Consider the following 11,715-nt stretch of genomic DNA (forward strand, 5'->3'; position numbering starts at 1 on the left):
AACGCGCCGTAGAGGCTGCCGCGGCCCAGGCCGGTGGCGGCGCTGATGTCGTCGACGCTCGTGCCGTTGTAGCCCGAGGAGCGGAACTGCCGCTCAGCGGCATGCAGGACATGGTCGCGGTCGAAGCTTCGTGGTCTGGCCATTCATCGAAGGTAAAGCCGACCCACCCTTCTTGACAACCCAGTACAGAACCATCTAGGTTTCTTACTGTTCAGTCCACAACGGTCCTGAGCTCACCGGACAGGGTGCGTGCACGCCTGGCGCGATGACTGGCCGGCGCCGACATCAACAGGATGCTGGCCATCGCGGACACCGACGCGGCCCTCCAGAAGATCGCCGAGGCAAGCCCCACAGCGGCCACACGATGATCTCGAAGCCCTGAGATCTCAGCCCGTCACCCTCGCCTCACCTTCATCGGTGAGGAAACCAATCAGTTTCTAGACGGCTTTCAGTCATGCCCACCAAGCAAGGGAAGAACATGAGTACCAGCATCGACCGCGGGGCGCCCGCCTCCGGAAAGAAAGACTCGGGCCTTCGCGGCTCACATGCCGTGCGCTGGTGGGTGCTGGTCGTCATAGGCGTGGCACAGCTCATGGTCATGCTCGATGCGACCGTGGTGAACATCGCGCTGCCCGAGGCGCAGCACGACCTCGGTTTCAGCGACGGCAGCCGGCAGTGGGTCATCACGGGGTACGCGCTGGCGTTCGGCAGCCTGCTGCTGCTCGGCGGCCGACTCGGTGACCTGTTGGGTCGACGTACCCTCTTCGTGATCGGCCTGGCAGGTTTCGGGGTCGCGTCCGTCGTCGGCGGCTCGGCCGGCAGCTTCGAGATCCTCGTCGCGGCACGTGTGGCCCAGGGCCTGTTCGCCGCGGTGCTCGCGCCCGCGGCACTCTCCCTGCTCAGCGTGACCTTCACCGAACCGTCCGAAAGGGCGAAGGCCTTCGGCATCTTCAGTGCGCTGGGTGGCGCCGGCGGCGCGATCGGGCTGCTGGTCGGCGGCATGCTCACCGAATGGGCGTCGTGGCGCTGGGTGATGTACGTGAACGTCGCCTTCGCGGTCCCCGCCCTGATCGGTGCGTTGCTGCTGCTGGCCAAGCCCGTGATCACCCAGAAGCCCAAACTCGACATTCCTGGCATCGTCGTGGTGAGCGCCGCGCTGTTCGCCGTCGTCTACGGGTTCGCGCACGTCGAGTCCACCAGCTGGACCGACCCGGTCGCCCTCGGCTCCATGATCACCGGTGCGGTGCTGCTCGCGGTGTTCGTCTGGCTGGAGACCAGGGTCGCGCATCCGCTGCTGCCGCTGCGCCTCGTGCTGGACCGGACCCGCGGTGGTTCGTTCATGGCGGTGTTCGTCCTGGGTATGGGGATGTTCTCGATCTTCCTGTTCCTCACCTACTACTTCGCGGCCAGCCTCGGCTACTCGCCGATCAAGACCGGTCTGGCGTTCCTGCCGATGGTCGCGGCCGTCGTCGCCTCGTCGACCACGATGCCTTCGCTGGTGCTGCCCAGGGTCGGCCCGAAGATCGTGATCAGCGCCGGCTTCCTGGTCGCCGCAGCCGGTATGGCCCTGCTGACCCGGCTCGAGCTGGACAGCACCTACGCCGCCCACATCATGCCCGGCCTGATCCTGCTGGGCCTCGGCATCGGCGCGGTGATGTCCACCGCGATCCAGGGGGCGACCTCGGGCATTCACCACGAGGACGCGGGTGTCGCTTCAGCGCTGATCAACACCGGCCAGCAAATCGGCGGCTCCATCAGCACGGCCCTGCTGACCACCATCGCCTCATCGGCCGCGACCGACTACATGACGTCGCACAAGCCCAGCGCGCTGGCCGCGGCGCAGGCCGGGGTCGAGGGCTACACGGCCACCCTGGCCTGGGGCTCCGGGTTCTTCGTGGTCGGTGCGGTGATCGCCGCGTTCCTGATCCCGAACCGGGCTCTGGAGCCGTCCGAGGGCGAGCCCGTGATGGCCCACTGAGCCGGAATCCACCCTCGAAATGCCCTGCCACCTGCCATGACTGTTGTTCTCAGGACACGCATCAGCACAGGAAAGCAGGGCATCTCCAGGATTCCACCGCGACCGTCTCGCCCCGCGCGTCCACGACAGGGCGTTCTCCGCGATGGACCTCACCACCCGTCACCCGCGCACCGGAGAACTGCTGTCCACGGCGAAGTTCATGGTGCGCCAGACCCAACAGGAGACACTCCCATGAAACGACGTACATTCCTCGGCGCGACCACCGCATCGCTGGCCGCCACCCAACTGGCCGGGCCCGCCCACGCCACCAGTCCAACCGCCAGCCCAACCGCCGCTCAGTACACGGTCGTCGCCCGCTTCTGGGGCTCGATGCCGACGGGTGTCACCGTCTCACGCCACGGCCGTATCTTCGTCAACTTCCCCCGCTGGGGCGACGACGTCCCGTTCACCGTCGCCGAACTGCGGCACGGGAAGCCCGTGGCCTACCCCAACGCCGAGGTGAACCGCGAGGACACGTCCGACCTGGCCGGGCACTTCCAGTCGGTGCAGAGCGTCGTCGTCGACCCGGCCGACCGGCTGTGGATCCTCGACACCGGAAACCCGCTGTTCGCCGGGTCCTCCTACGGCGGCCCGAAGCTCGTGGCGGTCGACCTGCGCACCGACCGGATCGTACGGAAGATTCTCTTCCCGCCCGAGGTGGTGCCGTCGAACAGCTACCCCAACGACGTGCGCTTCGACCTGCGGCGCGGCGCCGAGGGCATGGCGTTCATCACCGACTCGGGCGGCACGAACGGCGTGATCGTGGTCGACCTCGCCACCGGCCGCTCCTGGCGGCGACTGGCCGGGCAGCCCTCAGCGCTCCCCGACGAGCAGTTCCTTCCCATCATCGAGGGCGAACCCCTCATGATCCGCCCCGCGGACGGCGAACCCATGCACTACGAGACCGGCTCCGACGGGATCGCCCTCAGCGCCGACGGCAAGCGCCTCTACTACTGCCCCCTGTCCAGCCGCCGACTGCACAGCGTGGCCACCGACGCCCTCGCCGACCCGGACGCCACGGAAGCCGAGGTGGCGGCGACGGTCGAGGACCACGGGTTCAAGCCGATGGCCGACGGCCTGGAGAGCGACGACAAGGGACGGCTCTACGGCGGCGACCTGGAACACAACTCCATCTGGCGAAGGAACCCGGACGGCACCTACCACACCCTCGCCCAGGGCACCGACCTCATCTGGGTCGACACCCTGTCCGTCGCCTCGGACCGGCACCTGTACGCCACTGCAGCTCAACCGGATGTCGCTCTTCCACGAGGGCGAGGATCTGCGCCGCAAGCCCTATCTCCTGGTCCGCCTGCCGATCGACGCCGGGCCGGTCAGGCTCGCCTGACCTCCTGGGCCGCCGACGCCCTCGCGCGCGGCGCTGTGGACGAACTCGCCGCGTTCCGGACGAGGGCGCCCGGTATGCCGTACGCCCATCCGACCGTCGACCACTACATCCCGCTGTTCATCACCCCGACCGGCCGGTGCGGACCACCGTCGAGGGATACACGATCGGCTTCTCCAAGCGCTCGTCCCAGACGGCCGGGTGACACCGACAGCCGTGTGACGACAACACCGAATCAGATCAACTTCATTGAGGAAACGACCATGACCGAAGCCACAGACCGGATCATCGACGCCCTGCGCAGCGGACACAACCACCTCGCCGCCGTGGTGCAAAGACTCACCGCCGCCGATCTCACCCGCCCGTCCGGCGCGTCGGAGTGGGACGTCTCCCAGGTGCTCAGCCATCTGGGCAGCGGCGCCGAAATAGGCCTGGCCGCACTGGAGGGCGCGACGGGCGGTACGGGTGCCCCCGACGGCGACTTCAACAAGTCGGTGTGGGCCCGCTGGGACGCGATGACCCCGGCTGAGCGAGCCGAAGGCTTGGTCACCGCCAACCAGGCGCTGGTCGAACGTTACGAGGGCCTCGACGCGGGAGCCCGCAGCGACCTCCGGATCGACCTCGGCTTCCTGCCCGCGCCGGTGGACGTCGCGACCGCGGCGGGGATCCTGCTCAGTGAGCTCACCCACCACTCGTGGGACGTCGAGGTGGCCTTCGACCCGTCGACGACCCTGGCGTCCGCCGCGACCGGGCCGCTCCTCGACCAGGCTGGCATGAAGCTGGGCTTCCTCGGCAAGGCGGACGCCCTGGAGAACCGCCCCGTCGCCGTCGCGGTGCACACCACCGCACCCGAGCGCGCCTTCGGTCTCTCGATCGGCGAGACGGTCGCGCTCACCGGCGAACCCGAGAACGCCGACGCCGTGCTGACGGCCCCCGCCGAGTGGTGGCTGCGACTCATCACCGGCCGGCACGCCCCCGCCCACACCCCGCCCTCCGTCACCCTCACCGGCGACACCGTCACCCTCGACGACCTGCGCAGGGTCTTCCCCGGGTTCTGAGCCCGGCGGCGAGGCAACGGGCACGGGAACACGCCCTGGCCCGCGCGTATCACCCGGGGTCGTGCCCGTAGCATGAGCGGCACAGCGAAAGTGCCTTCTGACCTGGGACGACAGAGCTTGTGTAAGGCTTCTGTCGTCTCGCGGGGGAAGGCACTTTCCGCGTGCACACTACCGGGTCACGTCCGCGACTTGTCGTCTCGGCCGACGGTCGCGGGGTAGTCGGCCATGCCGGATCCCGTCTGCTGGCCGATCTGGCCGAAGTCACCTGGCTGACCAGCGCCTTCACCAGCGCGTTGCGTCGGCTGCGGCCGCGCGGCACGGGGCACGCCCCCGGCCGGGTGCCGGTCGACCTGGCCGTGATGCTCACCGACGGCGGCGAGATCATCACTGACCTCGCTGTCCTGCGTGACCAGCGCGAGGTGTTCGGCCCGGTCGCCGCCACATCCACCGCCACATCCACCGCCTGGCTCCTTCTCGCCGACATCGGCCCCCGCCCTGGCCGCCCTGCAAGAAGCCCGGGCCACCGCACGCGAAATCGCCTGGCTGCAAGCCGCCGACACCCGCGACGGCGTACCAGCGTCCCGCGCGGGCAGGCGCGACCTGCCCTGCCTGGTCCTGGACCTCGACGCCACCCTGGTCACATGCCACTCCGAGAAGGAGCAGGCAGCCGCCGCCTACAAGCGCGGCTTCGGCTACCACCGGCTGCTGTGCTTCCTGCACCACATCCGGGCCCTGCCCGACCGGGTCTGGCACCCGGCCCTGGAACAGGACGGATCCCTGCGCGACGGAGCAGAGGCCGCCGAGCTGACCGGCATGATCGACCTCACCGGCTACCCCGACGGCACCCGCGTCATCGTGCGGCGTGAGCGTCCGCATCCCGGTGCCCGGCTGCCCCTGTTCGACTTCGACGAAGGGCTGCGCCACCTCTTTCTCACCGACACCCCGGTCACGGGTGGGGGAACCGCGCAACGCCTGGAGGCCCGCCACCGCGCGCATGCCCGCCACCGCGCGCATGCCCGCCACCGCGCGCATGCCCGCCACCGCGCGCATGCCCGCCACCGCGCGCATGCCCGCGTGGAGGAGCGCATCCGCCTGCTCGTCTGGACCCAGGCCCTGCCGTTGGACGGCGAGTTGGCCACCGCCGAGCCCAAGAAGCTCCGCTACCGGCTGCCGCACGCCGCCGCCCGCATCACCCGCGGAGGCCGCCGACTCTGCCTCCGGATCTCCGCTACCTGGCGTTGGCGACACGAGCTGACCAGCGCATTCACCCGCCTCGCAGCCCTGTCCCGGCCAGCCACCTGACCCACAGCACTGTCCCTGCCCATCCGCGACCCGAGGAACCCATGCCCGCCCCTCGACCAGCAACCCAAATGGCGGCAGTCGGCTTCGCCGGTCTCGATCTCGTACAGGGCTGTCGTCACTACGGGGCGCTCACGTCTTCGAGGAGGGTCGCCAGGAGCTCGCAAGCGTCGTCCTCGTGCGGGGTCCCTATAGGAGGCGTGATCGCTGACGGGGAAACACCGTGTCCTTCGCGGTGACCGTGTACCCCGGCCGACGTGGACGGCGTAGTGCGTGGGTTTCATGCCGACGTCGTCGGGGATGTCCAGGCCCGCCGCGCACACCCCGGTGTCCCCGGCGATGAGCACGGCACGGGCCAGCGGACACGGGGTTGGCCCAGCACACCGGCGAGACGGGTCAGCCCGTCGTCCCGGCCCCGCTGGGCGGGACGACAGGGTCGATTCCGGTGCCCTTGGTCATGAGGACTCCTGGGCCGGGTCGGGGACGGTGTCGGGGTCGGTGGCGGTGAGGGGGAGCAGCACCTGGAAGCGGGTGTCGCCGGGTACGGACTCGACTTTCAAGTCACCGTGGTGCTTGTTGACGACGATCCGCCAGGAGATGTCGAGCCCCAGCCCGGTGCCCTCGCCCACCGGCTTGGTGGTGAAGAACGGGTCGAAGATCCGGCCGCGGATCTCGGCCGGCACTCCCGGGCCCGTGTCGCGGAACTCCACCAGCAGCCGGTCGTGCACCACAGCGGTGCGTACGGTCAACGTCCCTTCGCCGCCCGCGCCCTTGATGGCGGAGACCGCGTTGTCGATCAGGTTGGTCCACACCTGGTTCAGCTCCGCCGGGTAGGCCGGGATCCTCGGCACCGAACGGTCGTACTCCTTCACGACCTTGACCTGTGGACCGATCTTGCCCGACAGCATCAGCAGCGTGCTGTCGAGGAGTTCGTGCACATCGGCGACCTGGTAGGGCGCGCGGTCCAGCTGCGAGTACTGCTTGGCGGCGTCGACGAGGTTCGAGATACGGGTGGTGGAGTCCTCGATCTCGGACATCAGCAGCTCGGTCTCGACCGTGTAGTTGAGCCACCCGATGGCACTCGGCAAGATTTCCTGCTCGTCGACGGCCGCCGCGATCTGCTCTAGCCAGCCGACGTCGAGACCGCCCTGCACGAAAGTCGGCGCGATCTGCCAGCCGTCCTGGACACCGTGGTCATCCAGCCAGTCGGCGAGTTCGTCCTCCCGGTCGGACGCTTCGAGCGGGCTCAGTGGCGGCGCTTTGGAGACCCGCTCGGCCGTACGCTCCTGGAGGTCGACCAGGGCCTTCAGGGCGTCGCGGTGGTAGGGGCCCGAGGCGATGGCGCTGAGTTTGTTGCGCATGTGCGCGACCCGGTCCCTGAGCGATGCGGTGGCCCGTACGGCGGCCGCGGCCGGGTTGTTGAGCTCATGGGTGAGACCCGCGGACAACGAGCCCAGCGCGAGCAGCCGTTCGCGCTGCCCGACGGCCCGCTGAAAGGTCTGCGAACCGAGGGCGAGCCCCTCCAGGAGATGGATCGCCATCGGAAACCACTCGTGCATGAAGTTCGCGAACGATTCGGCGGGCAGGACGAAGAACCGTGTCGGCTCCGACACCCGCAGCGAGTTCATGTACCGCTGCGGTTTCCCTTCCCCGAGGTACGCCATCACGGCCCCCGCGTACACCCCTGGCTGGGACGTGCGGCTCACCTCGATGTCATCGCTGCCCACCCGGCGTGACATGACGACCGTGCCCTCGATCATCACGTAGAAGCAGGCCGCCGGGTCACCTTCGGTGAACACCGGCCCGGGGTCGAACACTTCGATCCGACCCTCGCTGCACAGCCTGCCGAGCTGCTCGGAGCTCAGCTTCTCGAACAGGAACAGCGAACCGATCTCCTGCGGGCTGCAGGGCATGACCTGCCCGCTCACGACTGCTCCAGATATCGGTGTACGAGCATCACTGCCATGGCTCCCTCTCCGACGGCGGACGCGACACGCTTGGCGGACTCCGCGCGGGCGTCCCCGGCGACGAACACGCCGGGGACGTTGGTCTCCAGGTGGTACGGCGGCCGGTCCAGCTCCCAGTCCGCAGGCGGCCGCCCGTCCGGGGTGAGGCCGGGACCGGACAGGATGAACCCCTGCTGGTCCCGCAGCACCGTGCCGTCCAGCCAGCCGGTCAGCGGGGCCGCGCCGATGAACACGAACAGCCACTGCGCGTCGACCCGTTCGGTCTCGCCGGTTTCCACGTCGCGCAGGGTCAGCTGCTCCAGGTGGTCCGAGCCGTGCGCCGACTCCACGACGGTCCGCGCGCGCACCGAGATGTTCGGGGCGTGCTCGATCTGCTGGATTAGGTAGTGCGACATCGACGCGGACAGGTCGGCACCGCGCACCAGCAGCGTCACCGACTTGGCCCCCCGGGACAGGTACATGGCCGCCTGCCCGGCGGAGTTGGCGCCGCCGACGATGTACACGTCGTGGCCCTGGCAGGCGGCGGCCTGGGTGAGCGCGGACCCGTAGAACACCCCGCGGCCCGACAGCTCGGTGGCGCCCGGCGCCTCCAGCTGCCGGTAGGACACACCGGTCGCCAGGATCACGCTGTGCGCCGCGATCTGCGACCCGTCCGCGAACCGTACGAGCCGCGCCGCCCCGCTGCTCTCCAGACCGGTCACCTCCCGCGCGGTGAGGATCTCGGCGCCGAACTTCGTGGCCTGGCGTCGCGCCCGGTCGGTGAGCTGACCGCCGGACACCCCGTCCGGGAAGCCCAGATAGTTCTCGATCCGCGAACTCTGCCCGGCCTGCCCGCCGGTCGCCGACCGCTCCACGAGCACCGTCCGCAGGCCCTCCGAGGCCCCGTACACGGCCGCGCCGAGCCCGGCCGGCCCGCCGCCGATGACGACCAGGTCGTAGAAGTCGGCCGTGGGCATCGTCGCCAGCCCCACGTGCGCGGCCAGTTCGGGCACCTCCGGCTCGACGAGCGCCGTACCGTCCGCCGTGATCACCACCGGCAGCCGCTGCCCGTCCTGCCCCGCAGCGGTCAGCAGCCGCTGCCCCTCGGGCTCCTCGGTGGAGTACCAGCGGTAGGGCACCTGGTTGCGGGCCAGGAACTCCCGTACGTCCGACGAGCGCGCCGACCAGCGGTGTCCGACCACCTTGGTGCTGGGCACCGGCCGGAAGTCACTGCACCGCCAGGCCTCCAGGAGGTCGTCCAGGACCGGATAGAGCTTCTCCTCCGGCGGGTCCCAGGGCTTGAGCAGATAGTGGTCGAGGTCGACGACGTTGATCGCGTCGATCGCCGCGTTCGAGTCCGCGTACGCGGTCAGCAGCACGCGCCGGGCACCAGGATGGACGTCCATGGCCTGTTCGAGGAACTCGATTCCGTTCATCTGCGGCATCCGGTAGTCGGCCAGGATCACCGCGACCAGATCGCCGCGCAGCTTCAGCTCACGCAGCGCCTCCAGCGCGGACTCACCGGACTCCGCGCGCACGATCCGGTACGAACCGCCGTAGCGCCGCCGCAGGTCACGGGCGACGGCCCGGGACACCCCGGGATCGTCGTCCACGGTCATGATGACGGTCCGCACAGCGTCCGTGGCCTGTGCCATACGTCCCCCACCCCGAGTGATCGGATCACCGCTCGGCGCCGGCTCGGTGCCGGCGTCGCCTTTCAGCCATCGCATGGTCGTCGCTCCGCTTCGCTCTGGTCAACTCCGCCGCGAGCACGCAGAACTCGTTGCCCTCCGGGTCCACCAGTGTGGTCCAGGACTGCACTCCCTAGCCGATGTCCGCGTGCCGCGCCCCGAGGGCGGGCAGCCGGTCGACCTTGGCCTGCCGGTCGGCCCCGCGCCGCCCCTCCCGGTGGTCTCGCCGCGAGGGTCAAGGCATCCGCAACTGGGCCCATGCCGCGATCCGTTCCGCGATCGCCTCGGGGGCCTCGATGTGCAGGAAGTGACCGACGTCGGGGATGACCTCCATCGCGTGCGGGGCGGCGAACCGATGCCGGTCGTCGACCTTCGGGGGGAGGATGCAGTCGTCGTCGGCGCCGTGGAGGTGCAGCAGGGGCACCTTGATCGGCTGAGACAGGCGGCGCGCCGCCTTGAGCATGCCGGGGCGCATCATCTCCCGGTAGTACTTGATGGGCGCGGGCATGCTCGCCCGCAGGTGCTCGTGCAGCTCCGCCTGGACAGCTGGATCGAGCGAGAGGCCGGGCGACCACTGACGCCAGAGGCGGTCGATGAGGGCGAGATCGCGGGCGCTGGCCATCCAGCCGCTTCCCGGCAGTTGAAAGAGCCCCATGTACCAGCTCCGGCGCAGCTGCGCGGGGCGCGGCCGGCTTATGAACGTGAGGGGGTGCGGGATGGCGAGCGCGACCGCGCGTTCGATCCGCTCCGGCGCGGTGACGACGGCATCGTAGGTGATCATGGCGCCCCAGTCGTGGCCGACCAACTCCACGGCTCTCCCGGGAGACCAGCGGTCGATCAGCGCGAGCACGTCGCCGGTGAGGGATGCGAAGTCGAACGGCCCCGCGGTCGGGGACGGCGCGTAACCGCGAAGCCAGGGCGCGAGGACATGGCGTCCGCGGAGGCCGAGCTCGGCGAGGAAGGGCTTCGCGGTCGGCGGATGGTCCGGGAAGCCGTGCAGGACGAGCGTCGGTCGGCCATCGGGATCACCACCCTGCAGCGCGTGAAAGGTGCCGTGTGGCAAGTCGAAGGTGACGTGTTCGAACTCCATGGGGGGTCAGCCTTGTCTGAGAGTGGTCGGACGGCAGATGCCGATGCCGGCTTCGGTGTCTCTGGTGGTGGACATGTGCGTCTCCTCGGGCGCCGGGTGTATTGCGGGATCAGCCGGCCAGTCGGTTGAGCTTGCGGATTTCTTTGTCGAAGGTGCGCCAGGGCACGAACCGGCGCAGGACGCTGACACGTCTGGCCATCGGGCCGGCGGGGTAGCGGAGCTTGGGCTTGGAGTCGGTGGCGGCCGCGACGATCACCTTCGCGACAACGGCCGGGTCGTCGGCGGTGCGCAGGGCCGTGGCCAGCACGTCTCGGGAGACCTCCCGCTGCGCGGCGTAGACCGGCAGGGGCGAGTCCGGCCCCAGGCTGCTCGCCTCGAAACTCGTGCTGGTGTAGGCCGGCTCGACCAGCAGCATCCGCACGCCGTGCTCGCGAAGCTCGTGGTCGACGGACTCGGAGTAGCCCTCGACCGCATGCTTGGTGGCGGCGTAGACGGCCATGAAGGGCGCTGGGACCCGACCCATCATCGAGGAGACGTTGACCACGCGGCCACTGCCCTGGGCGCGCATGTGGGGCAGCACTGCGTTGGTCATCCGCATCACGCCGAAGACGTTGATGTCGAAGACCTCCCTGGCCTGGTCGATCGAGCTCTCCTCGCCGGCGCCGACCGCGCCCACACCCGCGTTGTTGACCAGGACGTCGATCCGGCCGAACCGATCGATCACCTCCCCGACCAGGGAGCGGACCGAGTCGTCGTCGGCCACGTCGAGATCGAGGAACGTCACTCCGGCGAGCGGCTTGGCGTTCGCCGCGTTGCGGCTGGTGCCGACTACCGCGAAGCCGGCGCCCACCAGGGCGAGCGCCGCCGCCCGCCCGATCCCGGAGGAGGCGCCCGTCACGAGAGCCACGGGGGAAGCTGTCTGCATGGTGATTCCTTCGGTTGGGGGCATGACTTCGTCGGGCGCTGTGCGGGGTCGCCTGTGCTCAAGTCGACACGGTCCGCACCGGTTCTGCATGCCCGGACCAAGCCTGTCCGGTGAGCTCAGGACGGTTGTGTACTGAACAGTCAGAAACCTAGATGGTTCTGTACTGGGTTGTCAAGAAGAGTGGGTCGGCTTTACCTTCTTTGCATGGCCAGACCACGAAGCTTTGACCGCGACCATGTCCTGCATGCCGCCGAGCGGCAGTTCCGCTCCTCGGGCTACAACGGCACGAGCGTCGACGACATCAGCGCCGCCACCGGCCTGGGCCGCGGCAGCCTCTACGGCGCGTT

At 69.4% G+C, this 11,715-nt stretch carries 9 protein-coding genes; 4 read left to right on the forward strand and 5 right to left on the reverse strand.

Annotated features, from left to right (window positions below; genetic code table 11):
* Window positions 1-143, reverse strand: a 143-nt coding sequence (locus tag ACIRVK_RS44115; RefSeq protein WP_404257609.1) for a TetR/AcrR family transcriptional regulator, incomplete at its 3' end; no start/stop codon positions are given.
* A gap of 335 nt (window positions 144-478) precedes the next feature.
* Between ACIRVK_RS44115 and ACIRVK_RS44120 the strand changes: the two genes are divergently transcribed.
* The 3 genes from ACIRVK_RS44120 to ACIRVK_RS44130 all read left to right on the forward strand — a co-directional run bounded on the left by ACIRVK_RS44120 (window position 479) and on the right by ACIRVK_RS44130 (window position 5,719).
* Window positions 479-1,978, forward strand: coding sequence for an MFS transporter (locus ACIRVK_RS44120; RefSeq protein WP_404257595.1), 1,500 nt, complete (start codon window positions 479-481; stop codon window positions 1,976-1,978).
* A 231-nt stretch (window positions 1,979-2,209) separates the two neighbouring features.
* Window positions 2,210-4,417 carry an L-dopachrome tautomerase-related protein gene (locus tag ACIRVK_RS44125; protein WP_404257597.1) on the forward strand — a complete coding sequence of 736 codons (2,208 nt, stop codon included), beginning with the start codon at window positions 2,210-2,212 and terminating at the stop codon, window positions 4,415-4,417.
* 405 nt (window positions 4,418-4,822) lie between these two features.
* Window positions 4,823-5,719, forward strand: a complete 897-nt coding sequence (locus ACIRVK_RS44130) for a hypothetical protein (protein WP_404257599.1) — start codon at window positions 4,823-4,825, stop codon at window positions 5,717-5,719.
* A 452-nt stretch (window positions 5,720-6,171) separates the two neighbouring features.
* Here ACIRVK_RS44130 and ACIRVK_RS44135 read toward each other — a convergent pair whose 3' ends face one another.
* From ACIRVK_RS44135 to ACIRVK_RS44150, 4 genes are all read right to left on the reverse strand, one after another.
* Window positions 6,172-7,644 (reverse strand): ATP-binding protein, encoded by a 1,473-nt coding sequence (locus tag ACIRVK_RS44135; RefSeq protein WP_404257601.1) that lies wholly within the window; start codon window positions 7,642-7,644, stop codon window positions 6,172-6,174.
* Window positions 7,641-9,317 (reverse strand): FAD-dependent oxidoreductase, encoded by a 1,677-nt coding sequence (locus tag ACIRVK_RS44140; protein ID WP_404257603.1) that lies wholly within the window; start codon window positions 9,315-9,317, stop codon window positions 7,641-7,643. The genes ACIRVK_RS44135 and ACIRVK_RS44140 overlap by 4 nt, the downstream gene beginning before the upstream one ends.
* Window positions 9,318-9,588: 271 nt before the next feature.
* Entirely contained in the window at window positions 9,589-10,443 is an 855-nt protein-coding gene (locus ACIRVK_RS44145) for an alpha/beta fold hydrolase (protein ID WP_404257605.1), read from the reverse strand.
* Between the two features lie 109 nt (window positions 10,444-10,552).
* The gene (locus ACIRVK_RS44150; protein ID WP_404257607.1) at window positions 10,553-11,368 is read right to left on the reverse strand and encodes an oxidoreductase; all 816 of its coding nucleotides are present in this window, start codon (window positions 11,366-11,368) and stop codon (window positions 10,553-10,555) included.
* A 204-nt stretch (window positions 11,369-11,572) separates the two neighbouring features.
* Here ACIRVK_RS44150 and ACIRVK_RS44155 point away from each other — a divergent pair.
* Window positions 11,573-11,715: TetR/AcrR family transcriptional regulator (locus tag ACIRVK_RS44155; RefSeq protein ID WP_404257609.1), on the forward strand; the 143-nt coding region annotated here is incomplete at its 3' end.

The organism is Streptomyces sp. NPDC101152, assembly GCF_044768275.1.
Lineage (GTDB): Bacteria > Actinomycetota > Actinomycetes > Streptomycetales > Streptomycetaceae > Streptomyces.

Coding starts and splice junctions, on each gene's coding strand:
- ACIRVK_RS44120 (WP_404257595.1), top strand. CDS start 479: ATGAGTACCAGCATCGACCGCGGGGCGCCCGCCTCCGGAAAGAAAGAC.
- ACIRVK_RS44125 (WP_404257597.1), top strand. CDS start 2,210: ATGAAACGACGTACATTCCTCGGCGCGACCACCGCATCGCTGGCCGCC.
- ACIRVK_RS44140 (WP_404257603.1), bottom strand. CDS start 9,317: ATGGCACAGGCCACGGACGCTGTGCGGACCGTCATCATGACCGTGGAC.
- ACIRVK_RS44145 (WP_404257605.1), bottom strand. CDS start 10,443: ATGGAGTTCGAACACGTCACCTTCGACTTGCCACACGGCACCTTTCAC.
- ACIRVK_RS44150 (WP_404257607.1), bottom strand. CDS start 11,368: ATGCAGACAGCTTCCCCCGTGGCTCTCGTGACGGGCGCCTCCTCCGGG.